The following is a 26,577-nucleotide window of genomic DNA, read 5'->3' as shown; positions in this document are numbered from 1 at the left end:
ATACAGCTATTGAGAATAGAATATTCAGCTTTTTAAGATGGATAAAAATGCAAATGTCTCATTATCAAAAAAATATGCCTACTTAAAAAAGCTGGGTATAGTAGCCTATTGCCTATAGCCAATAAAAATTAATTTCATTTTACCCACTTATTTAAGTATTAATGCAAAATAAAATTGCCTTACTACGCTTTATGCTGTAAGCCGTAGGCATTAGGCAAAAAAGCCTCAATTATTTCATGCGAAATATTATTTAACTTTTATCCTACCGCATAAAGCCTAGAGCTTAAGGCGGGTAAAATTATTTTAACTTCTCATTTTCATGATGGCGTGTAGCATCTCTTTGTGTTTTCTTCGCAAGGTTTTTGTCTAACGCCGCTGTCAAATCCACACCAGTTTGGTTAGCCAAACAAATCAATACAAATAATACATCAGCCATTTCGTCGCCGAGGTCTTTGTTTTTATCAGACTCTTTTTCAGACTGTTCACCATAACGACGGGCAATAATACGCGCCACTTCGCCAACCTCTTCAGTAAGCATGGCCATATTGGTCAATTCATTAAAATATCTAACGCCGATGGTTTTAATCCATTGGTCTACGGTTTCTTGAGCTTCTTTGATGGTCATTTTGATAAGGTTTTTACTATCTAAACTCCAACGTTTATTGTTTGTTTTTAGAATCAATTACAATCGTCACTGGACCATCGTTGATGAGTGCGACTTTCATATCTGCTCCGAATTCGCCAGTTTGTATAATTTTACCTAATTCTTTTTCCAATTGAACAATCATGCTTTTGTACAAAGGAATAGCCATATCAGGTTTTGCAGCTTCGATAAAACTTGGTCTATTTCCCTTTTTTGTAGAAGCGTGTAACGTAAACTGACTAATCAATAAAATATCTCCCTCAATAGCCTTCAGATCAAGGTTCATTTTACCCTCCTCGTCAGAAAAAATACGCATACCGACGATTTTTTTTGATAGCCATTCTACATCTTCTTGGGTATCGGTATGAGTAATACCTAGTAAAATCATAAAGCCAGCGTTGATAGAACCTTTTACTTGGTTATCAATCGTTACGGATGCCTCGGATACTCGTTGTATAACTGCAATCATGAATTTTTAGAAAAAGGAATTTAATTAATATGCCTTAGGCAATAAGCCGTAGGCGCTAGGCAAGCACAAAGCTTCTATAATTATATGAGAAATGCTTTTATACTTTTAGCTTACGGCTTTCAACCGTGGGCTTTTGACAAAAGTATGTCTGCGGTTGTGTATTTTTTTTAACTATTTGCCTAATGCCTGATAACTTATATGAGCATATAAACAATCAGGAAATACACACCGTAACCCAATAAGTCATTGGTCGTAGTAATAAATGGACCAGAGGCTACGGCAGGGTTAATATCAAACTGATTAAGTACTAAAGGTGTAATTGTCCCCATAAAAGAAGCAAGCATCACAATCGAGAAAATCGAAAGTGACATAACCAATGAAATGGTATTTTCATGCTCTAATACCAATGTTCCCAAGAATGCAAATGTCGCAGCAATGAGTCCATTGAGGAGTGATACCAATAAAACTTTTTTCAAACGCTCAGTCAGCGAAGTATCAATACCTGATTTGTCGGCCAAACTTTGTACAATCAAAGCCGACGACTGAATTCCAACATTACCGCCCGTTGAACCAATCAACGGAATAAAGGCAGCTAAGGCAGGAGTTCTGGCTACTTCGCCATCAAAAACACCAATGATTTTGGCGGCTAAAAAACTTCCTGTCATACCAATCAATAACCAAGGTAGTCTCGAACGCACCAACTTCCATACCGAGTCATCTTCTTCTACGTCCTCAGAAATACCCGCCATGGCTTGTACATCTTCATGCGCTTGTTCGGTGATAAAATCCACGACGTCGTCAATCGTAATACGACCTAGCAAGCGCCCTTGAATATTGACTACAGGCACAGCATCCAAATCGTATTTTTGCATAATATCTGCTACTTCTTCGCCCGTAGCAGTAGTTTTTACAGAAACAATATCATCAGTAAAAATATCAGCAATCTTAGAGCCTCGTTTTGCTAAAATGATTTTTTTGAGCGAAGCCCTTCCCAAAAGTGTTCCTTCATCATCTACGACATACACCGAATACACATTTTCGACATCCTCTGCCTGACGGCGAATTTCTTCTACACACTCAGTTACACTTTGCTTTACATTGATTTTCACTAATTCTTTTTGCATCAAACCACCTGCACAATCTTCATCATAATGTAATAAGTCAATAATAAAGCGAGCTTGCTCACGGTCGCTAACCAAAGCAATAACCTCTTCACGAACATTCACAGGCTGTTCGTTGAGTATGTCTACCGCATCATCTGAGTCGAGCAGGTCAACATATTCTGCGATTTGTTGTGATGTAAAGTTTTTGAGGAATTTTTTACGATCGTCTGGGTCGAGATTAACGATAATTTCGGCAGCCAGTTTGGTATCGAGTAGCGTAACCAGATAATGAGCTTCTTCTCCTTCAAGCTCATACAAAATATTCGTAATATCAGCAGGGAATAGCTCTTCCATTTCGGTACGAATAAACTCGTTGTTATGTTCCGAAATGGCTGCCTGTATCTTCTCTAGGTATTCTTTCGTTAGCTCAAAAGGCAGATGTTGATTTGTTAATTCCATTGCTGAATTTATAAAAGTTTAAATAAAGGGATAAAGAGAACAGGCACCAAGAGACCAAGTGGAGGTTTGGGCTATGTTTGGGCATTCGGCAGAATGTTGCTCGACAGTTTAGCCTAGCTCATAACGCTTAATGCATAGCAGATTAGGGCTGTACGAAAGATATTAGTTTACCCGCAATAGGCATTAGGCTATATGCCATAAGCTAAAAGTATTTCTAATAAAATAATGAATAACATTTTGCCTATCGCCTAAGGCTTATGTCCTAAAGCGTATCAATGCAATTTTGTTCTGTAGACAAAACTAATTTGTCGTACAGGATTAATAGCGGAAATTCCGAAATCAGAAATCTCAAATCCACAATTCTACATTAAACTCGAAGGGTTATTTTCATCCTTACCCTGAAACTCTCTTCCATAATAAGTGCTCAACAATAGGAAAAGAGAGAATAAGATAGGCCCAAATATGAGCCCTGTAAACCCCCAAAGTTGTACCCCTACGATTACCCCAAAAAGCGTAATCAAAGGGTGAGTGTCGCCTAATTTGTTTTGTAACCAAATTCTAAAAATATTATCTACTGAACCAATCACAAAAAAGCCATAGAGTAGCATAATTAAGCCTCTAACGTTGTCATGGTTGGCAAACAATAAAATAGAAACAGGAATATATGCCAATGCCGAACCCAAAATAGGAATCATAGAAACAATACAAGTCACTAGAAACCATAAAATGGCATTGGGAACGCCCAAAATTAAATAAATTAACAAACCTGTAACCCCTTGAACTATCCCAATCACAGGAATACCGATGGCATTAGAAAATACCAGTTTGTTGACTTCGCCCAAGAGCTGTTCGGAGTTTTCTTGATTGAGCGGAAAAATCTTGATAAGTGTTTTATCTAGTAATTCTCTTTCACGCAACATGAAATACAAAATCAAATAGCTCAAGAAAATGCCCGTTATACCATTAACAGCTCCATTGATGAGTTTTGAAGCACTTTGTGTGAGCCATGAAAAAACCTTGTCAAGCGACTTTTCATCTAATAAGTTTACCTGATATTTGATTTCAATTTGCTCTACAAAGCCTTTTACCGCTTTAAAAAACGAACTGTATTGATCCAAAGCAAGTGTATGACTATGGAATAAAACTTGACCAACAAAATACATCGGAAGCAAAAACATCAAAAAAGAACCAAGCATCACAATAACAATGGCGATGATTCTGGACATTTTCCATTTTGCCTCCATTTTTTTTACCCAACCTCCTAATAAAATATAAAGCGTGTATGCTCCCAACAGCGCAGGAATAAAGCTGTCGAGGTGCACAAACAATAAGCCTCCGAGTAATAAGATACTCAAGATGAGGGCTATTTGTCTTAATAGGGTGTTGGATAAAACGTCAAATTTCATAATTATTCTTGCTCTTCTTTTCCTGATTCTTCCGTTTCAGGACTTTCAATAACTTTGGTGCCAATCATATTTGTAAGCTCCACAAACTCCGCTACGCCCAATTGTTCTGCACGTTTGTTCAGTAAAGGGTGGTCAGCTATTTGCATCGCACGCAAGGCGTTACGCAAAGTTTTACGGCGCTGATTGAAGCCCATTTTTACCACGGCAAAAAACTTTCTCTCATCACAGCCCAAGTCTGTAACTCCGTTGCGACGCAAACGAATTACACCTGAGTTTACTTTTGGCGGTGGATCAAAAGCCCCTGGTCCCAAAGAGAAACTGTATTCGATGTCGTAAAAAGCCTGAAGCAATACGCTCAAAATACCATAGTCTTTATTCCCAGGTTTTGACGCAATACGTACTGCTACTTCTTTTTGGAGCATTCCTACAATTTCAGGAATCATATCTTTATTTTCTAAAACCTTAAAAAAGATTTGAGAAGAGATATTGTATGGGAAATTCCCCACGATTCCAAAAATTTCATTGCCCATCAGTTCGTTCAAATTCAAACGCAAAAAGTCAGCAGAATGAATTCTTGGAGTCAATTCAGGATAATGCACCTTAAGATACTCTACAGATTCTCTGTCAAGTTCGACAACAGATGTTTCGTATTCTTTATGTGTTAGTAAATATTGTGTTAAAACTCCCATGCCCGGGCCAATCTCAAGGACTTTTTTGTATCCTCCGTGGCAAGACATCAGCTCTACGATACGTTGAGCTGCCGATAGGTCACGCAAGAAATGCTGACCTAGGTTCTTTTTTGCTTTTACCTTGTCCAAATTATGCTAGTATCTTTTGGCGATGTAGTAGGCCTAAGCACACCACATGACGCAACTGTAAATTTATTCCATAAAATTACGCCGAATTTTGTACTTTTAAGGTATAATGATGCCGAGAAAATCAATAGAATGATTTATCTAATTACAATCTCCTAATCTCTAGTCCGATTAATTATGCGTTGGTCTCACAAAACAAAAGAAGAATTAATTTTAGAAATTCGTCACCTCAAGAAAGAACTTCATGTCTTAGAGAGTAACGAAAAAGCACATTCAGTGGCTGGGAATACGGTTTTTGATTTACGTAAAACCGTTGATAGTATGAACCTCTTCGGGATGATTTTGGAAGAGGACGGTACAATTGTTTTTTGTAATAGCTATGCTACTAAATTATTAGGTTATACATCTGAAGAATTAGTTGGGGAAAACTTCTTTGAATTTTTGGTTCCAGAAGGCGAGCGCAATGCGCGTATTTTGGCTTTTGGCACTGCCATGGAAAATGGGGGAGTATTTGACCAAAAAGAAAGAACGATGCTTGCCAAAAATGGGCAAATGCGTCATGTGGAGCTCAACTCTGTGATTTTTAATGATTTTGACGAAGTAAAATATCTGACAATCATTGGCGAGGATATTACTGAGCGCAAAAAGGTGGCAGAAGCGCTTTCTCGCTCCAATTCGCAGTTGCAGGATTTAGTAAACAATACGTCCGATTTAATTCAAATCATCAGTATTTCGGGTCGTTTCTTGTATGTCAATAAGTCTTGGCAAGAAAAAATGGGCTATGAGTCTGATGAGCTGGCAAGTCTCAATCTTCGTGATGTGTTGCACCCTGATTTTGCGGAGGAAACACTCAAGAAGTTTGAACGAATTAAAAATGGGGAAAAAATTGCCGATTTTGAAACAGTCTTCCGCCGTAAAGATGGTCGTCGTTTGTATTTGTCAGGTTCGGTAAACTGTCGTTTTGAAGGTGATAAAGCCACTGCGTTTCGTTGTATTTTCCACAACTCAACTGCCAAAGTTCGTGCCGAGCGTGCATCCAAACTTTATGCAAGTATTGCCCAAGCTGCTATCAATTCGACCAATTTAGATGATTTGTATTCCAATATTCATAAAGAATTAGGTGAAGTAATTGACGTAAAAAACTTCTTTATTGCTCAATACGACCCTCAGCAAAGCTATTTGTATTTCCCGTATTACGTCGATGAGTATTTTGACAATCGTGTACATTTTACCAAACGTAAACTGGGCAACGGTCTGACAGAATATGCGATTGCTGCCAATCGTCCTTTGATGCTGTATGACGAGCAAATCGAGGAACTGGGGCGTTCAAAACAGATTTACCTGTACGGAACAGTGCCGAAGGTCATGCTTTGCGTACCGCTCAAAATTGGTGACAGAACCACAGGTATTATCGGGGTGAAATCGTATGAGCGTCAAAATAAATATGAGCAACGAGATTTGGAATTGCTCGACTTTATTTCAGGGCAGGTGGCGCTGGCCATTGCTCGTAAACAAGCAGAAGATGCCTTAGCTCGCGAAACGGCTCGTTTGAATGCCATTTTTGAAGGTAGTTCGCACTTAATGTGGTCGGTCAATCGCAAAATGCTGCTGACTTCTTTTAATCAAGAATACTCTCGTTTGTTAGAGAACCGAATTAAAGTACGTCCGCAGTTGACTTTAAGTACCGAAAAGTTAGGCTTTCAAATGGTCACGAAAGAAGACCGTAAGGTGCTTGAAGAAAGATATAAAGAAGCTTTTAGAGGCGAAAAACAACATTTCGAAATTCAGCTCGAAACCGTCGAAGGGGAAGAGAAGTGGGTAGAAATTTACCTGAATCCGATTTTGCTTAAAAACGGGATGATTGAAGAAGTATCAGGTATTGGACGTGATATTACCGACCTCAAAAAGTATCAAGAAGACATCGTAAAAGCCAAAGACGAAGCCGAACGTTCGTTGAAAGTTAAAGAGCGTTTCTTGGCGAATATGAGCCACGAAATACGTACGCCGATGAACGGTGTCATCGGTATGATTGACTTGCTCAATGATACCTCGCTTGACGAAGAGCAAAAAGATTATGTATTGACCATCAAAAAATCATCTGAAACGCTATTACATATCCTCAATGATATTTTGGATTTGGCGAAAATCGAGGCTGGTAAAATGGTCTTGCATGAAGCGCCTATCGTTTTCAAGGATGTATTTGATAGATTATTGGCGCTATTTTCACAAATCGCTGCTAATAAAGGTAACCGAATTCACTGCAATTTTGGGTCAAATATTCCAGAATATGTCATTGCTGATGAAACTCGTTTACTACAAATTTTATCAAACCTTACCTCAAATGCCTTGAAGTTTACTGAAAATGGTACGGTAGATATCAATGTGAGTTTACTTGAAAAACGAGGTAAATTCAATAGAATAAAAGTTGAGGTAAAAGACTCAGGAATTGGTATTACCCAAGAAAATCTTAAAATGCTTTTCAATGCGTTTCAGCAGGTAGACAATTCTACCAAAAAATCATTTGGTGGAACAGGCTTGGGCTTAGCTATTTCAAAAGAGCTTTGTCGCTTAATGAAAGGGGATATTGGCGTTATGTCTGATTGGGGACATGGTAGTACTTTTTGGTTTATTATCGAAATTAAGCAGACTGATATTAGTCCTGTTTCGGTGAAAAAGAAAGAAGAGCAATTCCAAGTAGTAAATCACTTTAAAGAATATCATCCTCACTTGTTGTTGGTCGACGATAATGCCACAAACCGTAAAGTAGCCAGTGAAATTTTACGAAAATCAGGCTGTGAAGTCATTACAGCTGATAGCGGTACACGAGCGATTCAGTTGGTAGAAGCCTCGCATCTTGACCGTGCGTATGACATGATTTTTATGGATATTCAAATGCCTGAAATGGATGGTGTCGAAACCACTCAGCATTTGAGAGCGCTTTCTATGGATATTCCACCAATTATTGCCATGACGGCCTATGCCATGAAAGAAGACCGTGATCGTTTCTTGGCAGCAGGTATGAATGATTATGTGGCAAAACCCATCAGAGCAGAAATTTTGGTCAGAAAAGTGCAAGAATGGATTGACCGAAATGCCAGTAAGCGCCCACAACAGCCTAAGGTAATAGAAATAAAGCCTGAGCCTGTAGTGGAGGTAAAAGTTGAAGTGCCAGCAAAGGTAGAAGTCCCGGCTGTAGAGCAACCAAAAGCAGAAGAAGCAACAGTATCGCTCATTTCGGATTTTCATGTATCTGATATTTTCCCAGTGATAGATACCGACATTATAAAACAACTATCAGATAGTGTGGGTGGAGATATGGAATTTGTTGCTTCGATTTTAGAAGGATTTGAGGCTGAAGCTGAAGAGCAGATTCAAAATGCGATAGAAGGATATTATGAAAATAACTGTAAAAAAGTGCAAGGCGAACTTCATACCCTCAAAGGTAATTCTGGAACACTCGGTGCTTCACGCTTGCATGAAATAACAAGGCATATTGAAGTCAAAGCGAAAGTTTGTGATTTTCAATATTTTGAGTCTGAAATGAAAATTTTACAAACCGAATTTGAGCATTTCAAAGAAGCTTATAAAAAGCTAAACTAGTAATCATCAAAACTGCACAAGAACTTAAAGACTTGTGCAGTTTTTTTATTTGAAGCATTGATTATCAAAAGAAGAGTGATTATTCACCCCATAAAACCCTAAATTCATCCCAAACCTTATCTTACCTATGCCTTTGAGGGGCTGGCTGGCGTTATATTTAGAGATAAATCAATTTATCGACTATTCACGTTTATCTCTTGTATAATTATGTATCTATATTATTCCAATATCTCTTTTCTTCCAGCATTTTCTAACAATATTCAATTTACTCCGAATGTTGAGCTAGTCATTTTACCATCCAACGAGCATTTATTGGCATACATCATTTAATTGTATAACAGTCTTTGGGCAACGCCTAATTTAGACATACATAACGGGTTTTGTATTCTTCTGAAATTCAACCAATTTTTCGAAGTATCAGACGTTATACTATCGCCAACTATCTATTTTGTCCTATAGGAAATAAAGTAGTGTTTTTGTGCCAAATCGGAGACTTAACTCTTTGACCTTGAGTGACTCCTAATGACAATAATACCCTTAACGGATAGCATCTTTTCAATCAAACAAAATAAACTTGGTTCACTTTGTAATAGGTGAAATTTTACAATTCAAACAGTCAAAATTTATGGGAAATCAAAGAATCACTGCGTCTGATTTATTCTTGGGAGGTTTAGCACTACTATTGGTAAGTGTGAGCTTTTATCAAACTTGGCAAGGATTAGAGCAGATTTTTGGTCATGCGGCTATTGTTATTTCGCTTGCATTGTCCCTGTTGTTACTTTACCTATGTTGGTTGCTTCGTGAAGCCAAACTTACGGGTCGCCCAACAGGCAAATTAATGGCAGTGTATTCGTTTATTGCACTATTTTGCTTTATGGCAAACTTCAATGCCTTGTACACACGTTTCATGCGCACGGATATTTACACTGCCGAACTGCGCGATATTAACGCTCGTTTCGACAAGCTGGAAGCGGATGTGAATGCCAAATTCAACTATAAATATGATAAAGCGACTGCTCAGAATGTAGAAACTAAGAAAAAGCAATTGATGGAGCAGATTCAGGACAAAGGAAATCCTGGAATGGGAAATCGTGCTCGTATGTTGATAAAGGATTTGGAAAAATTATTGGGTCAAAAAGTTGATATTCTTCGTCCTGTAGGTAATGACTACGCCGATTTGGCCGACCGTATGGGTCGACAAATAGATGGTATCGTTTCTGACCTTTCGCCAGAGGAAGCTAAGTTAAAAACAGATTTGAGTGCAGCTACTAAGAAATGGAGCGATAAGATTCAGGAGATATTACTGTTACCTAAAAAGGACAAAGACGAACAAGCACAAGGCGTTATTGACCAATCTTTGGCAGAATACAACAAGCTTGGCCAAAAAGCCACGAATATTTTAGGCGAAGAAAAATTCAAATTTGAGCCTAAAGAATCAAATACGCAAGATATTGGCAAAATCGGTTATGCTTTCGACCACGCGGTTCAAAACTTTGGCGTATATCAATTAGTCGTGTTGTTAGGTTGTATTCTTCTCGATTTTATCATCCCTATTATTTTGCTATTGGTTACTAAACCAGGCGATAATAATAACAATGGCGGAAGTGTATTTACCCACAAAAGAAGTGGAAATGTATTGATTCCGAATAACTAAAATTGCATTCGTCTGCTTTAGGCAATAAGCCGTAGGCATTAGGCAGAAAACCTTCTATTGATTCATGAGAAATACTTTTTGCCGAATGCTCATAGCCGAAAGCCTAATGCCTATTGCAAATGATATTAACTTAATTTTTCTCCATGAATAACGATAAAAAAATATTAACTCCCATCAGTACCAAATCGCCTATGGATAACGACAGCGATTTTGTACCTATGGCACAAACTACGTCTCCTTCGATACAGATGCAGGATAGTAATTTTGTGTTTTTCTTTGGTACTGCCGAAAGTGGGAAGTCGGTGATTTTGTCTTCGATGTTGTACTATTTAAGTTCGCAAGCTGGTGTTTTACGTCCCAAACTTGATACGCCCAATAGCAAAGAAGCAGAGGTTTTACTATTTGATTTTTTAGATAATATTCGAAAAGGGGTTTTACCCAACCGTACCACTCGTGACCGTGTGACACGCATTGATTTAATTTTTGAGCCTAATAATAAATCAAAAAAAGTGCCACCTATTAAGCTGACGTTTTTGGAAACTTCTGGTGAAAATCACTACGAAATTCGTCGTGGAGGCAATTATCATAGTAGTATCGATGAATATTTGAATGCCAATATTCCTCTTAATTTTATTTTGGTTACTGATTATGACACGGCACACAATGATGATGCTTTGATGATGAGTTTTTTGAACGAACTCGAAAGAAAAGGAAAAAGTCTGAAATCAGTCAATGCTATTCTAGTAGTATCCAAATGGGATAAGTCGGGCTCGATGGGTGTGTCGAGTGTCGAACAGCTCGATAATTTTATTCGTGAACGTATGCCTATGACTAGCCAACGTATGGATACTTATGGCTTAAATAAATCTTTTTACACAATCGGACATATCGAGAAGAACTCGATAGGAGAGGAGCGACTAACCAAGTTGAACCTCCAAACTGCAAAAGTATTGTCCGAATGGTTGTATCGTAGCATTGTGGGTGTCGATATCAACTATGAAGGTACATTCTGGGAAAGATTTTTTGGCAAATAAACCGCTTGACTATGTCTACTTCGATTGATTTATTGGCTTTTGGTACTTTTGGAATTCCTAACGGATTTAAGCAAACCTTTTTTTTAAATAACCCGAATTCTCGCTATTTGAAGTCATTTGACCTCAATACCAATGCGATTACGATTTATCCTAAGGCAAATTTGTATTCGATAAGAAAAGAAGTTGCCAACGGTGCCAAAGCTTTATCTTATACTCAATATTCGTTTGCACGCGAACAGCATTCCGATAGAGGAGGTACTTTTATTGGGTCGAGTATTACTTTTTTCAACACCAATTGCGAAGAGCCTTTGGTGATTTCATGTCTCGACGAGTTTCATGCTGATATTATCGCCGAAAAGCGTAATATTATCAACAATGTGCTTCAAGTGAAGCATTCAGACGAATTGATTGTTCGTGAGCCCAAAGACCTCAACAAGCTTGACCTGAATTTCAAGGCTTTAGACGCCACTTTATTTCAAAAAACAAGAAATAGTTTTTTGGTAGTTTATTGTGATTTGACGTCTGAATTAAATCTGTTTTTACAAAAAAGTGCCTATTTACTAAGCGATTTTGATACTATTTATTTCACTGACTCGGTTGATATTGCCAATTATGTGATTGAAAAAGGTCTATATACTTTCATCAATTCTGAGCAATTTTTAGCAGAAATAGAAAAAAGAAAAGCAGCGAAGGAAATAGAACGTTTTGAACAACAGAAAAGTAAAAACACTTCTTTTCAGAAAAATAAAAGTACTTTACCTGAAAAGAATACTCCTGAAGAAACCGCTCCAAGAAATTGGGATATGTCTATTTTTCAGAAAAAAGTAAATCAAAATAAGCTCATCGCCGAACACAATGACTTAGTCAAAAAGTATAATGAGTTGAAAGCACAACTCAAACAATTATCCAGCAGTAAGCCCAAAACTGATAATCCCTTCGAATCACCCGATATCAGTTATCCTGAGGAGGAGGATTCTTCCATACTAAGCTCATATCAATTTTGGAGAGGCTTGTCCATCATTTTATTGCTTACCTGTGGATATGCGGGCTACCGAGAATATGAGCGATATAATATTGTAGCTACGACTCCAACTGTAGCGGTATCACCAGCACCACCTACGCCTATTCCAGTAGTACCTCCGAAGGTCGAAATTCCACCGTTGAATCCTTTGCCAAAATCAGTTTTGAAAGAAAAAGATATAGCCTATACTTTCAAAAATAGTACGATTCAGAATCAAACGGCAGATAGCGTGGTGAATTTGATTTTTGCCAAAAATAAAACAGATATTACTAGCATATACGGGACTCAAAAGCCGGCCTACAAAGCCGAGCTGATAAAAAGAAACCCTGAATGCTTTAAAGATGACAAAGTGATTTGTACTTCTTTAAAGAATATTCCTTCAGCTAAATAGAGCAGATTACGGGTGAATAAATTCTCCCGCTAATTGAAAGTATTAAGAGCAACTAGTCCAAGTCTTCAGACTTGGACTTTCTTTTTTATTGAGTTTTCAAACTTATAAACCTTCCATCATTATACATTTCCTTGATTCCTGTCTTGTATTCTCCAAATCCATATAAAAAAATCGGACTCAAATCGTATATTTGAAGAATTAGGAGAAACGTGCTCGTACGAGTGTACACCCAATGCCGTCTCCTCTATCCAACAAAAACTATAAAAAATAACAATGCGTACTACTACAAAAATTCAATTGATGGTTATGATGTTCCTGATGTTTTTTACATGGGGAGCATGGTATGGTCAAATGGGTAAATACCTAATCGTTGGGCTTGGTGCTAGCGGTGACCAGACAGGGAATGCCTATGCCACTTTTTCAATTGCCTCTATTATTGCCCCATTTTTTGTGGGAATGATTTCTGACCGTTATTTCTCGGCACAGAAAGTAATGGGTGTACTTAATATCATTGGCGCAGCGATACTTTATTTCTTGATTCAGACGAAAGATCCAGATGCATTTTTCTGGTATATTTTGGCCTATACCCTGTCTTTTGCACCAAATTTGGCACTATCGAGTTCGATTGCCATGAACCAAATGCAAAATCCAGAAAAAGAATTCCCATCGATTCGTGTATTGGGTACGATTGCTTGGATTGTCGTAACCAATATTGTAGGGTATTATGCCATTGGTGACAAGGTTACTATTTTCCAAATCTCAATGTTTACATCTTTGGCTTTAGGTATTTTTGCTTTCTTTTTACCAGATACTCCTCCAAAAGCAACAACTAAGGCTACTTCATTAGGCGAAATTTTAGGTACAGAGGCATTCGTTTTGTTTAAAGACCGTTCGTATGCCATTTTCTTTATCGCATCGGTATTAGTTTGTATTCCATTGTCATTCTATTACGCTCATGCTAACCTTTCGTTGACAGAATCGCACATGAGTAGCGTGGAAAACAAAATGTCGTTAGGACAGGTATCGGAGGTATTTTTCATGTTGTTGATTCCATTTGCATTGTCAAAATTTGGTATCAAAAAGATGCTTATTGTTGGATTAGTAGCATGGATTATTCGTTTTATATGCTTTGGTTACGGTGATGGTATTAGCTCAGAATGGATTTTATATTTAGCGATTGTACTACATGGCGTATGTTATGACTTCTTCTTTGTGACTGGTCAAATCTATACAGATAATAAAGCTGGTGACAAAATCAAGAACTCCGCACAGGGCTTAATTACCTTAGCAACTTACGGTATTGGTATGGGTATTGGTTCAAAAATCTCAGGTATTGTGTTGGATAAATTTTCTACAACGGATGCTTCGGGTGTAGTTACGCATGATTGGACATCGGTTTGGATGGTGCCAGCGGGTATTGCCGCGGTTGTATTAGTGCTATTTATTGTATTCTTCAGTGAAAACAAAACTAAAGCAGCATAAGACTTAGTAAGATATAGCCGAAAGCCCTCAGAATCAATGCATTCTGAGGGCTTTTATTTTGATATTAATCAGCAAAAGTACCAATGCTTATCATGTTGATTTTCAGATTTTTGGGTAAAATTTGTTAAGGAAAAAGGAAATAAGAAAGAATAAAGATTGAGGCGAATTTCTTAGTCCAATAAAGGAAACCAAACCGTAACAAAACAAAACACAATACAGCTATGAAAAAGATTCTTGTGCCAACCGACCTTAGTGAAATTTCATTAAAAGCATTGGATGTAGCAGCCGATTTGGCTAGACATAACGGTGCTGAGATTACTTTATTGCAAGTCAAAATATTTCCTTCAGCAAGCTTAGGAACGTATTATTCGATGGGTGTGGCGGTTCCTTTTGACACAGCCTGGAAAGGTGTTTTAGACGATGCTAAAAAAGAGCTTGATACTGTTATTACCAATCCAAAGTTTTTGGGCTTGAATATCAAAGCAGTTGTAGAAGAAAGCGTAGAGAACTTTGAATCCACGTTACTGAAACACAAGGCAGATTTGATTGTGATGGGGTCTACAGGTGCTACTGGTATCAAAGAAATGTTTGGTGGCTCACATGCTGAATCTGTCGTGCGTCATGCCAATTGTCCTGTATTGGTCATTAAGGGAAATCAGCAGGAATATCGCATTCAAAAAGTGTTAGTTGCAACCGACATGGAAAATACCGACTTTATAAAGAAAGCTTTCAAGTGGTTGAATATGCCAGAAATAGAGTACCATTTTGTGTACGTTGATAATGCCATGCGACAAATCAATTATGAAGCACTCAAAGAGGATATGAAGAAGGTGGCAACAAAACTCAAATTAAAAAATTACCATTTTGATATTTGGGATGGGGCCAATATTGAAGAAGGAATTTTGGATAGTGCTCATCAAATCAAAGCCGATTTAATTCTCATGTACACACATGGACGCACAGGTTTGACTCATTGGTTTAAAGGAAGTATCGCCGAAGATGTCGTTAATCACTCTGATATACCAGTCATGACACTGTCATAATCAGCTTAATAACCCTCAGAATATTAAGTATACCAGCGCTACTATTAACTTTCTATACCTTTTTTGCAAGTAATCCGTCCTTTAGAATCTATATTCCGAAGGACGGATTTTTACTAATTCATTAATTAGCAAATGATAAAGTGAAGTTTTGTCTAATTTTATCAATGTATTCTAGTATTTTTAAAAACTCTTAGAATTGTATAAAAATATATGTAAGTACATATATCCTTTTTTTGTTAAGCAATTCTAGCTTGATAATATTTTTTTTTATATTTGTGTTCGCCAATGTATCAAAAACACAAGTAACTTTTCCCTAAGACTAATTGGGTAAATAGTTCAAATGGGAGATTTATCGAGAGATGAAGAGATAACAATATGTAACTGATTATTTTTTACCACTAATAATAATACAGTCACCCTTTAATTCCGAAATCTTATATACTTATCTTAAAACTTTTTTAATGAAAACACACAACGCACTATGAAACGAGTTGAAGATAGAATCAGGGTACTAATCGCTGAGAGGGGGATGACTCTTCTTCAATTAGCTATTCAATCTAATATTACAGAGGCAACGCTTCATGCCATTCTTAACCGAAATGATGCAAAATACTCTCAACTAATACGTATGGCACGTACATTAAACGTGACTGTAGCTTATTTGATGGGAGAATCTGAAATCCAAAATATTTCTGACGTACAAGAAACACAAGCAGGATATGTGGTGTTGAAAACTGAAGAGGTTTTGGATATGCAACGTAAGATTATAGAATTGCAAGCGAAGTTATTAGCTAAGTTGACCGAAAGCGAGGTTTAATCCGAGCAATACTTCTTAGCGATAAGAGGAACGTTAGGTTAGGTTTGTACGGTAAATTGCTAATTGAAAGACGTATATCCTTGTAAGTCAGCCAATCATATAAAAAGCCAAACAATATACATTGTTTGGCTTTTTGTGGTTTTAGACAAAATAGCAAATTGGGTGTTAGTTACAAAAACTGAAAATGCTATTAGTTTTAAGTATTAAAAAAGATTCAATTAATAATATATCTTTGAAAGTATCCTATTGATTGTCAGTGCCTTCAGATAACAAATATACCATTAACTGGTAACCTCTTATTACCAATAAATCGGACCCGAACCAAGATACTTTTCTGCAATTGGCAAATAGTATTCTTTCATTTCGTTAAGGTCATAGATTTTTGGACATTTAGTATATAAGTCGTACTGGTTGAAATCTTTAATCCATTCTTTGTACTGCTCGTCTTTTTCATTTAATAGTTTTGTATAACTACCTCCTGTATGCCAAGGATAAAACGAGTGGTAACGTACCATTACCATACCTTCTTCAGGGATGGCATTATCTTTATGGTTTTTCAAAACCTGATATAAATACTCATCGTGTCCCCATGCTAAATGCAAGTTGTCAAGACCGCAACCTTCTTCATATACACCAAGTTCGGTATTGTATCTTTCGTCGTGCATATCAGGATTCAATTCGTTGAACTCAGGATAAACACAAGAATCAGGGAAGCGACAACCAACCACAAAAACATCACCTACCAAGCCCCATTGTTCTGCTTGTGAAGTACCATCTTCGTCTGAGCCCCAAAGGTACATAGCTTTGCCAAGGTCATGAATCAAGCCTACCAATTGCATCCAGTCTGGACGACCTTCAGCACGCATACCTTCAGCCGATTGTAGTAAATGTTGTACGTTAGGTAAATTCAAATCTGGGTCACTTACATCAATCAAGGCATTCAACTTTTCCATAGCTTCCCACAAGTGCATAGGCTTGTCGAAAGTAAGGTATTTCTTCTTCATTGCCTGTACATAATCGTAAGTTTGTCTGGTGCGCATTTTGCGATAGTGCTCTTTTACGGCAGCAGTAATGTCGCCTTGGTCGTAGTTACGAAACTCAGATTTTTCTTTCACTAATACATCTTCCATGGTATGATATTTTTCTTGTTTATTTACCTGTTTTTCATCGAAAAGGAATATTTTATACTAAGCTACTGAAGATTTTCTGAAAAAACATGAAATATTTTGTGAAATCGATTTCAAAATAAAGTACAAATAAAAAGCCTCAAACCATATATGATTTGAGGCTTTTCTTAGAAAAATACCATAAAAATGGACTACACGTTGATTTCACCAACCATGTTTTCAGGTTTTACCCACTGGTCAAATTCTTCAGCAGTAAGGTATCCTAAAGCAATAGCTGTTTCCTTCAATGTTGAACCGTTTTTGTGAGCTGTTTGAGCAATCTCAGCAGCTTTGTAATAACCAATCTTTGTGTTCAAAGCAGTTACTAACATCAACGAGTTATTTACGTGTTTTTTGATATTTTCGTGTAATGGCTCGATACCCACAGCACACTTGTCGTTGAAGGCAACACAAACATCACCAATCAAACGAGCTGAGTGCAAGAAGTTATAAATCATTACTGGTTTGAATACGTTCAACTCAAAATGACCCATCGAACCACCGATATTGATAGCTACATCGTTACCCATTACCTGAGCTGCTACCATTGTCATAGCTTCGCATTGTGTGGGGTTTACTTTTCCTGGCATAATTGACGAACCTGGCTCGTTGTCTGGAATATAGATTTCGCCAATACCCGAACGAGGACCTGAAGACAACATACGAATATCGTTACCGATTTTCATCAAGCTAGCTGCTACAGTTTTCAAGGCGCCGTGTGCTTCAACGATAGCATCGTGAGCTGCCAAAGCTTCAAATTTATTTTCAGCAGTAACAAATGGCAAACCTGTTAGGTCAGCAATGTGTTTAGCTACGTTTACATCATAACCTTTTGGGGTATTGATACCTGTACCAACGGCAGTACCACCCAAAGCCAACTCTGATAAGTGAGCCAAAGTGTTGTTGATGGCACGCAGACCATGATCTAACTGAGATACATAGCCAGAAAACTCCTGTCCTAAAGTCAATGGAGTTGCGTCCATGAAGTGAGTACGACCAATTTTTACAACATCTTTGAAAGCCTTAGCTTTAGCATCTAGTGTATCGCGAAGTGTTTTGATACCTGGAATGGTTACTTCCAACAAGATTTTGTAAGCTGCAATGTGCATTGCAGTTGGGAAAGTATCATTTGAAGATTGTGACTTGTTTACGTCGTCGTTTGGATGAACAAATTTTTGTTCGTCAAGCAATGAACCTCCATTTACTACGTGAGCACGGTAAGCGATTACCTCGTTGCAGTTCATGTTTGATTGAGTGCCCGAACCTGTTTGCCAAACCACTAATGGGAATTGGTCATCTAATTTACCTTCAAGAATCTCATCACATACTTGAGCGATAAGGTTTCTTTTCTCTTCAGGCAATACACCAGCGTCGAAGTTAGCAAACGCTGCTGCTTTTTTAAGGTATGCAAAAGCCTTGATGATTTCCTTCGGCATCTTGTTGATGTCCTGAGCAATCGGGAAATTCATGATTGAACGTTGGGTCTGAGCTCCCCAGTAAACGTTGGCAGGCACTTGCACCTTACCCATCGTGTCTTTTTCTATTCTATATTCCATTGTCAAATTGAGAATTGGTAATTGGTTTCGCTAAACTTGCGTTATAGGAAGAATAAATCACGCAAAGGTACACTACAAATGAGTTGAATGAGAATGATTTTTATTTTTTTGTGGTAAAAATCGATAGGTGCGACGAGAGGGGTCTTTTTCGGGATGTTTTACAAAAAAACTACTTATCAAATGTTTTTACTTAGTAGAAAATCCCTATATTTGAGTAAACAAAAATCCCAGGTAACCATATATTTACCTGGGATTATAACTCTTGTTTAATTAAAAACAAGAGAGTGGTGTTCCACTTTTTTCACCTTAACTAAATTAGTTCTTCTGGTCTCGTTTTTGTTCGAGATCCAATATCTTTGAGCGTTGTTGGTTGATTTGTTGCTGCAAATCAGCCACTTTAGCTTTGTTTTCTTCTATTGATTTCTTGTCAGCATCTATTTGTTCTTGCGTTTTGGCAATGCTTCGCAATGAACGCTCAATGCGTTTTTCAAGTTTTGTGTTTGCGATTAGGAGTTTGTTGAGACTTTTCTGGCTTTTATCTAAAGACTTACTATCTTCTTGCAAAAGGCCCGAAAGGTAATTGTACTGGTAGCGTGATAAGAAGTTTTCTAAATTGCTTGAAAGCTTCAAAACTTCCTCTGGAGTATAGGTTTGACTCGAGGCTTTTTCACTTACTGAGTTTGTGTACAAATATACATTAAATATTCCTTTCTCCACTCTACTTTCTTCAACATATAATATACTATTTACAGTCGCAGTAGTAATATCACTAAAAACAACGTCGTCGGCGATAACTTTATTGCTTCTGCGCCTAGTTTTTGCATGATAACTGTTTTCTAAATAATCAGACCATGCTTTTAATAGGCTTTTCTTAGCACCTTTGGTACTTGAGCTTAGTACTGGTTTGCCCTCGTACATACTCTCACTAACTTTTTGACTATAACCCCAATTACTTTGAGTTAATCCTACAAATAGGACACAGGCAAGGAACATTCGTTTAATATTCATAAGCTTAAATTTTATATTTTTTAAGTAAAGAATAGTAAACGCTTAGTTCATAGGCAATTGTATTATATTGTATAAAGTGTAATCGTTAAAAAAACTACTCTAATTTTTAGGTATTAGAGTAAAATCTATTTTACACTACAAACTTACAAGCCAAGTATCAGCAAATCATTAGTAAAAGATTAGAAATTTATTAGAATTGTATAGCACTGTACCTTTAAGGCTATTCTAATACCTATGTAAGGTGTATGTAATGTAAAATCGACATTTTGAGAAAACAGTTTTATATCACTTAAAATGAATGATTTATGAAAAATGTAAGTGTAGTAATACCTGCTTGGAACGAAGAGGCTACCATTTCGGAAGTAATCAGAAAAGCCTTCAATTCTCGCCTCACCAAAGAGGTCCTGGTTATAGACGATAATTCGACTGATAATACCGTATCGGTAGCGTTGCTTTCGGGTGCTTGCGTAATAGGAAGTACTGAGCAAGGCAAGGGAATATCGATGCAAGAAGGAGTAAAGTTTGCCACGGGAGACTATTTAGTTTTTCTGGATGCCGATATTCCGACTTATCCTGAAGACATTGTGGATTTGATGGCAAATCCTTTGATAGAAGGAAATGTTGATTTTGTAAAATCATGTTTTGATAGGCAAGCTGGTCGTGTAACCGAGTTGTTGGCAAAGCCATTATTGGATATTTATTTTCCTGAGTTAAATCAATTTTCACAACCATTGAGCGGAATTGTATCAGGTAAAAGAAGCTTTTTGGAAAATATCATTTTTGAAAATGATTATGGAGTAGATATTGGCTTGCTCATAGATATGTATCATGCCAGTGCCAGAATTGCTGAGGTAAATATTGGTTATGTCGAAAACAAAATGAAGCCATTGCAATCATTAGGAAATATGGCAAAAGAGGTAACTCGTGCTATAATGAACCGTGCCGAAGCTGATATGACTTATCATTCTGTTCCACATCAGTCGGTAATCAGTGGGCTTCGAGCAGAGCTGAATCCTGCACTCAAACACAAGGTGGTGGTATTTGATATGGATCGCACAATTTTATCAGATAGTTTTATTCAAACTGCGGCACGTCATTTTGGTTTTGAAAAAGCCCTTCGGAAAATTGCCCTTGAGTATGTCAATCCTGTAATTAGAACCAAAGAGATTGCTAAATTAATGAAAGGACATACGATTGCTGAAATTATCGAAGTATTGGACATGATTCCAATAACGCCAGATTTTGAGCAAACAGTTCAGGCGTTGAAGCAAAAAGGTTGTGTGATTGGGATTGTGAGCGATAGTTATAGTTTGGTAACGAACCACCTGATGCACCGATTTCAATTGGATTTTACGATGGCAAATGACCTTGAGTTTTGGCGAGGGAATACGACTGGTGAAGTTAAAATTCCTTCTGCTTTTTTTAGACATCACGAAGCAAAATGCAAACATGATTATTGTAAAAGTCATGTGATTACTCATATTTCAGCTGCCTTGGGATTGACACTCGATGATATAATGGTGATTGGAGATGGTGAAAACGATATGTGTATGGTACAAAAAGCAGGCTTAGGGTTTTCATTTTGTGCCAGTCATCCTGCGTTAGAATTAGTGGCCGATGTGGTACTCCGAGAAAGAAGTTTTGAGCCAATGCTAGCGTATGTAGAGTAGGCTCAAAACTATTGTAGATTTGGGATTTCTGATTTCGGAAGTGGAATATAACTTAAAAAGGTAGGTTGCACTTTCGAAATATAACATCCTACATTGGTATTGTACGAAGGATTTTATGTTGTTCAAAAGCGTTCTTATCCTTAGCATTTTTGCGGTAGTGGTAACCCTTGCGATTGCCATGTTGAGTTGGGCAACCGCAAGGGTTGCCGCTACCACAACTTTATTTTAACAACAAAACTTTAACCTTAGTGTAGTACTAATATCGGATGCTGGATTTCGGAAGTGTAGGCTTCTATATTTTGTGAAAAATAAAGGTATTTCATTTCCGAAATCAGAAATCCCAAATCTGAAATTGCTTGAAATCCTTCGTACAGTACTCTCATAAACAAGAAATGCTCCCCAGTTGGGGAGCACTCTATATTTAGTGGAAGGTAACAAATCGTTTTTAGTGGTGAGTTTTGAGTGCGGAGTACAGATGTTGGATAACCGTATTTTTCCATATTTCCGACATCAGCAATTCCCAATCGTAAAATTTCCTCTATTCCTCATGCACTGCCATTTCCTGTGGCGTTTTCATAATCATCGTTCTGGTCGGAAATGGTATCTCGATAGATTCATCTCTAAATTTTTTATGAATATCTTTCATAAACTCATGTTTGATGAGAAACTGATCGCTGAAAGTTTTAGCTCTCATAATAACAGTCATTTTAATAGAGGACTCTTCAAAAGAATTAAATCTTACTATTGGTGTAAAATTTTCGACTGCCCCTTCCAAGCGACTCATCGTTGCTTGTGCAACTTCTATAGCAACCTTTTCTACGTACTCCAAATCGCAATCGTATGAAATACCAATGCTGACGGTTGCAGGGGTTTCGGTATCAGGGAAATAATAGTTTTTGAGCGCATTGGTCGAAATCTTCGAATTGGGAACAATCACAATATGATTGGCCATAGTTCTAATCGTAGTATTTCGCCAAGTAATATCTTCAATATAGCCTTCTTCACCTGTTGAAAGCTGTACATAATCTTGCGGACGAATCTTCTTTGATACTAATAACTGCAAACCTGCAAAAAGGTTTGACAAGGTGTCTTGTAGTGCTAATGCTACAGCCAAGCCGCTGACTCCCAGTGCTGTAAGTGCTGGTGCAACTGAAACCCCAACGCTTTGTAAAATCATTACTAATGCACCAATATAGATGGCTACTCGAATGATATTAGTAATAATAGAGGACGTTGGTACAGACCCATTTACTTGCGGCATTTTTTGATTCGCCAAGCTTGTGAAAAAATTAGCACAGGCTTTGGCAATACTAAAAATGAGAAAAATATGAGCAATTCTTCCCGCATAGATTTGATAATGACCAAGTTCTTTATTGTAATATTCAACGCCCATTTCTAAGAAAATTGCTGCTAGTAAGGGCACTATATTGTTGTGGATGCTTACCAATAAAATATCATTGAAACTAGCTTCAGAGTGCATCGTATCGAAGTTGCCATAAGCGGACTTTACACGTCCTCGCCAAATGGTTTGGACTGTTTTGGCAATACCTACACCAGCACAAATCCAGCCTAAAAGAAATACTATTATAATCCAGTTTGATTGTATCATCATGTTAAAAATTGTTCGCTTGAGTAGAAAAGCGATAGATTGAAAAATAAGAAATTAGGCTCAAGCATTTACCTGAGATAAAATATATACGATAAAATAGTGGAAAAGTCTTTTATAAGTAGGAGTGCTGAGTTTTGATTGTCAAAATTGCTTTTTAGCAATTGATTCGTTTTAGTTTGATACGATGTAAACTTTAAAGAATACACTCAAGTAGTATCGTTTGTGTTTGCACAATACGTAGGAAAATCTTTTCTGAAAATACCATGTACTACTTAGCTAAGTATTTATGCAGAATTGCGAGTTATGAATTTAAAAGATTAATTATCAGTAAATTAAGCTAATTTGAAATCTTGTTGTATGATTACTTAACGCTTCTTTACGTTTGATAGTACAAAGAGAATACACTAGACTTAAAGTCCAATTAATAAAAAATTAGAATCGAATTAGATTATCAAAATTCAAGAATAACTTTGAGATTTCATTAAACAGAAAGCCCCAAATCACATTATAAGAAAGTCTTCAAACAATTGCAGACTTAGGATTGCTGATTTCGGAAATAGGTAAAATTCGTTCATTTATGGTGAAATAGGTAATAGGGCAAAATAAGATTGCATTATTGCCTAGTTCGCGACTTGGTCTCGGACTAGCTTTTGCTTCAGTTTATAAACTGTATAAAACAATAAGTCCAAGACTAAGTCTTGAACTAGTAAAAATAGGATTCAAAAAGAGACTTTTATTGCTGCAATCCCATATCCGCCATCGTTGTTTCACTATTCACTAAATCCAATGTTTGCGCTTGAAAAACCAAAGTACTGCGGTGGACGAAAGCATCATTAGAATCAATGCCAAATAGAACCCATAAGGATGCAAGATGGTTGGCATCACTTGGTAATTCATCCCGAAAATCCCAGCGATGAGCGTAGGAGGGAGGAAAACGATGGTTACAACCGTAAAGATTTTAATAATCTGGTTTTGTTCGAGGTTAATCAAACCTGTAAACGTATCCTGAAGATACTCCAAACGCTCAAAATTAAATGTAGTGTACTCGGTCAATGAACTAATATCTTTCAAGACAATTCTTAATCTTTCACGATAGCTTTCTGGGAATAATCTACTTCGTTGAATACTCGACAATACTCGCTGTTTATCGATGATACTTTCACGAAGCATCATAGAATTTTCTTGTAAGGTGTTGATTTTGAGGAGTATTTCTTGTTTTGGTTTTTTTTCGTTAGAAAGAGACTTACTGATATTGGTAATCTCGCGTGACATATTTTCTAACAAATCGGCGTCCGCTTCGATGCGAGTTTCGAGCAACAACAAGAAAATATCAATACCTGTCTCAAAAGGTTCTACATATACACGCATCTTTTTTACGGTATCAGCAAAGGTTTTTGAATCGCCCTGACGATAGGTAAAAAGCGTGGTATTTTTTATCAAAAACGAAACAGGATAACTATGATAGCCATGCTGGTCAATTTTAGAAAAATTAGAGTTGGCTACCATCATATCGCCCTGTTCAAAAAAACGGGCACTACTTTCAATCTCTACGATTTCTTGCGGGGTCTGAAAACTAACTTGGCATTTGCTTTCTATCCATTCTTCCTCTTCGGGACTCGGCGATTGCAAGTCCACCCAAATCACATTCGGAATTTGTGAGAGCATTCTCACATCATTTTCCTTTCTGATTTGTTTTTTCTCCTTATAAAAGATTCTTACCATGTCAGTAGTTGTTTTGGCGTTGGAGTAGTATCCAAGACTTGTTCAACACTCGTCGCCTTTGGGCAACCGAGATATAGTTTATGATTTAGGTTAGCTACTAATGAGCTTTTGAAAATATAAAACATCCTACATTAATACAAGCAATATACGGGTTTTTGGAGGGTACTGTAGGGTATTAACTCAGAAAAATCCTATCTTTTCAAAAGTTTACAAAATAGGCATGCTGGTTAAGTTGCTGGTTATTAGTGTATTGTGTTATTTGTCGTTGCGCTCAATTTATATAAGCCATTTACTCAACTTTTGGACTATTCTCTTTTTGAAGAGAATTTAGTAAATTTCTTTTTCATGGGTAAAAAACAATTTGTCGAAACCTTAAAGTGATAAGAAGTTCTAACTTTTTATTCTTATCTGTACGATAAGGCTTGTTATTCGTTACCTAAACCAAACTAAATTAACCCAAGTACTCGTCGTACGCTCATCCTCAAACTATGTCTGCAAAGAACAAACTAAATCTGTTTGATACCACTATGCTTGTGGTAAGTCTCATTATTGGAATGGGAATTTTTCGTAATCCTGTTGAAGTTGCCAAATCAGCACAAAGTCCCTCCATTTTTTTCTTGGCTTGGATATTAGGAGGTGTGGTGAGTTTTTTCGGTGGACTTACTTATGCTGAAATTGGGTCGAGATATGCGGTAAAGGGCGGTTTTTATAAAATATTTTCGTACTGCTATCACCCAGCTTTTGCTTTTATGGTTAACTGGATGTTAGTGATTTCAAACGCAGGAGCTACTTCTATTGTGGCTATAGTGGGCGCTGAGTATATCAATCCTATCATTATGCCAGCCTCGCTTCAGAATCCGATGGGGATAAAAATCACTTCGATTTCAACGATCGTTATTTTGTATATCATCAATTTTGTTGGTATTAGACTTTCGGCACAAACCCAAAATCTCTTGTCGATGATCAAAATGGTACTTATGGCTTTGTTGATTCTGACCATTTTTGCAGGACATCCTGCTCCTGTGAGCCATACCAATTTTGCTATTACTCAAGAATCATGGCAGTTTACAGACTACCTCAAGGCTTTGGCTGTAAGTTTTATTCCTATCTTTTTTACGTACGGAGGTTACCAACAAACCATCAATTTTGGTACTGATATCGAAAATCCTGTACGCAATACGCCCAAAGGTATTTTTATTGGTTGTAGCTTGGTTATGTTTTTGTATTTAGCCATCAATTTTGCGTATTACAAGGTATTAGGCATTGAAGGTATTGCCCAGTCAAAATCACTGACTGCTGATTTGGCAAAGGTTTTCTTTGGAGAAATAGGCTTCAAATTTACTTCGGTATTACTTTTTATTTCGGTGCTAACTTTTGTCAACTCTGCTATGCTGACTAATCCAAGGGTGTATTTTGCGATGGCAGAAGATGGGGTTTTACCACAAGTTTTCAAAAAGCAAAACGATAAATCACAAGTACAAGAATTTGCTTTGACGGTCTTTGCTTCGTTTTTGGTACTCTTTTTATTCTTTGCAGATTCCTTTAAAGAGTTATTAAACTATGTGATGTTTTGTGACTCTGTAGGTATGATTACCTCGGCCGCAACGATTTTTTTACTCAGAAAAAAAAGCAAGGAAATATTAGGCGAAACATATACAATTGGTTTTGGGAAAGTCCTTTTTCCTGTCATTTTTATTGTAATATATGCCATAGTGGCCATCAGTTCATTAGTCGAAAATAAGGAGAATTTACCAACAGCCATTGGCTTATTTTTGGGTGGCTTACCGCTGTATTATATTCTGAAAAAAGCGATGGATAATTTGAAGATATAAGAAAAAGGGAAAAAGGGAAAAAGGGAAAAAGGGAAAAAGGGAAAAAGGGAAAAAGGGAAAAAGGGAAAAAGGGAAAA

At 37.2% G+C, this 26,577-nt stretch carries 19 protein-coding genes; 9 read left to right on the top strand and 10 right to left on the bottom strand.

The genetic code is table 11. From position 1 onward, the window contains the following. Positions 1-298 precede the first annotated feature (298 nt). From GVN22_RS24780 to rsmA, 5 genes are all read right to left on the bottom strand, one after another. A complete protein-coding gene (locus GVN22_RS24780; RefSeq protein WP_095167493.1) occupies positions 299-625 on the bottom strand; it encodes a nucleotide pyrophosphohydrolase in 327 nt (108 codons plus the stop codon). Positions 626-659: 34 nt separating this feature from the next. Continuing rightward, a complete protein-coding gene (dtd, locus tag GVN22_RS24775) occupies positions 660-1,112 on the bottom strand; it encodes a D-aminoacyl-tRNA deacylase (RefSeq protein ID WP_166553694.1) in 453 nt (150 codons plus the stop codon). A 194-nt stretch (positions 1,113-1,306) separates the two neighbouring features. Next, positions 1,307-2,674, bottom strand: coding sequence for a magnesium transporter (gene mgtE, locus GVN22_RS24770; RefSeq protein ID WP_205691031.1), 1,368 nt, complete (start codon positions 2,672-2,674; stop codon positions 1,307-1,309). A gap of 362 nt (positions 2,675-3,036) precedes the next feature. Continuing rightward, complete coding sequence (locus GVN22_RS24765) at positions 3,037-4,080, bottom strand: AI-2E family transporter (protein ID WP_166553693.1); 1,044 nt, start codon at positions 4,078-4,080, stop codon at positions 3,037-3,039. A 2-nt stretch (positions 4,081-4,082) separates the two neighbouring features. Further along, a complete protein-coding gene (gene rsmA, locus GVN22_RS24760) occupies positions 4,083-4,898 on the bottom strand; it encodes a 16S rRNA (adenine(1518)-N(6)/adenine(1519)-N(6))-dimethyltransferase RsmA (RefSeq protein WP_166553692.1) in 816 nt (271 codons plus the stop codon). A 174-nt stretch (positions 4,899-5,072) separates the two neighbouring features. Between rsmA and GVN22_RS24755 the strand changes: the two genes are divergently transcribed. The 7 genes from GVN22_RS24755 (at position 5,073) to GVN22_RS24725 (ending at position 15,937) form a co-directional block, all read left to right on the top strand. Continuing rightward, entirely contained in the window at positions 5,073-8,495 is a 3,423-nt protein-coding gene (locus GVN22_RS24755; RefSeq protein WP_166553691.1) for a PAS domain S-box protein, read from the top strand. Positions 8,496-9,120: 625 nt separating this feature from the next. After that, positions 9,121-10,149 carry a hypothetical protein gene (locus tag GVN22_RS24750; protein ID WP_166553690.1) on the top strand — a complete coding sequence of 343 codons (1,029 nt, stop codon included), beginning with the start codon at positions 9,121-9,123 and terminating at the stop codon, positions 10,147-10,149. A gap of 143 nt (positions 10,150-10,292) precedes the next feature. Next, positions 10,293-11,183: a hypothetical protein gene (locus GVN22_RS24745; protein WP_166553689.1), complete on the top strand. Its 891-nt coding sequence runs from the start codon at positions 10,293-10,295 to the stop codon at positions 11,181-11,183. An 11-nt stretch (positions 11,184-11,194) separates the two neighbouring features. Then, positions 11,195-12,595: a hypothetical protein gene (locus tag GVN22_RS24740; RefSeq protein WP_166553688.1), complete on the top strand. Its 1,401-nt coding sequence runs from the start codon at positions 11,195-11,197 to the stop codon at positions 12,593-12,595. A 273-nt stretch (positions 12,596-12,868) separates the two neighbouring features. Further along, a complete protein-coding gene (locus GVN22_RS24735; RefSeq protein WP_166553687.1) occupies positions 12,869-14,077 on the top strand; it encodes a nucleoside permease in 1,209 nt (402 codons plus the stop codon). 221 nt (positions 14,078-14,298) lie between these two features. Then, positions 14,299-15,120, top strand: a complete 822-nt coding sequence (locus GVN22_RS24730) for a universal stress protein (RefSeq protein WP_166553686.1) — start codon at positions 14,299-14,301, stop codon at positions 15,118-15,120. Between the two features lie 481 nt (positions 15,121-15,601). Continuing rightward, complete coding sequence (locus GVN22_RS24725; protein WP_095167360.1) at positions 15,602-15,937, top strand: helix-turn-helix domain-containing protein; 336 nt, start codon at positions 15,602-15,604, stop codon at positions 15,935-15,937. A 299-nt stretch (positions 15,938-16,236) separates the two neighbouring features. Here the strand turns inward: GVN22_RS24725 and GVN22_RS24720 are convergent, their stop codons facing one another. The 3 genes from GVN22_RS24720 to GVN22_RS24710 form a co-directional block, all read right to left on the bottom strand. Further along, a complete protein-coding gene (locus GVN22_RS24720; protein ID WP_166553685.1) occupies positions 16,237-17,067 on the bottom strand; it encodes an inositol oxygenase family protein in 831 nt (276 codons plus the stop codon). Between the two features lie 188 nt (positions 17,068-17,255). Further along, positions 17,256-18,659 carry a class II fumarate hydratase gene (gene fumC, locus GVN22_RS24715; RefSeq protein ID WP_166553684.1) on the bottom strand — a complete coding sequence of 468 codons (1,404 nt, stop codon included), beginning with the start codon at positions 18,657-18,659 and terminating at the stop codon, positions 17,256-17,258. Positions 18,660-18,974: 315 nt separating this feature from the next. Next, positions 18,975-19,667, bottom strand: a complete 693-nt coding sequence (locus GVN22_RS24710) for a hypothetical protein (RefSeq protein WP_166553683.1) — start codon at positions 19,665-19,667, stop codon at positions 18,975-18,977. Positions 19,668-19,972: 305 nt separating this feature from the next. On the opposite strand from GVN22_RS24710, the gene GVN22_RS24705 reads away from it, so the two are divergent. After that, positions 19,973-21,337: an HAD-IB family phosphatase gene (locus GVN22_RS24705; RefSeq protein WP_166553682.1), complete on the top strand. Its 1,365-nt coding sequence runs from the start codon at positions 19,973-19,975 to the stop codon at positions 21,335-21,337. A gap of 538 nt (positions 21,338-21,875) precedes the next feature. Here the strand turns inward: GVN22_RS24705 and GVN22_RS24700 are convergent. Continuing rightward, on the bottom strand, positions 21,876-22,949 hold the full coding sequence (locus GVN22_RS24700) for a mechanosensitive ion channel family protein (RefSeq protein WP_166553681.1): 1,074 nt from the start codon (positions 22,947-22,949) through the stop codon (positions 21,876-21,878). 774 nt (positions 22,950-23,723) lie between these two features. Then, positions 23,724-24,668, bottom strand: coding sequence for a magnesium/cobalt transporter CorA (gene corA / locus GVN22_RS24695; RefSeq protein WP_166553680.1), 945 nt, complete (start codon positions 24,666-24,668; stop codon positions 23,724-23,726). 488 nt (positions 24,669-25,156) lie between these two features. On the opposite strand from corA, the gene GVN22_RS24690 reads away from it, so the two are divergent. Further along, on the top strand, positions 25,157-26,500 hold the full coding sequence (locus tag GVN22_RS24690) for an APC family permease (protein WP_166553679.1): 1,344 nt from the start codon (positions 25,157-25,159) through the stop codon (positions 26,498-26,500). The last annotated feature ends 77 nt before the right edge of the window (positions 26,501-26,577 follow it).

Source organism: Cellulophaga sp. BC115SP (assembly GCF_009905545.1).
GTDB lineage: Bacteria > Bacteroidota > Bacteroidia > Cytophagales > Spirosomataceae > Flectobacillus > Flectobacillus rivi.
The sequence above is the reverse complement of the archived record's forward strand: the minus strand, read 5'-3'. Positions and strand labels throughout refer to the sequence as shown.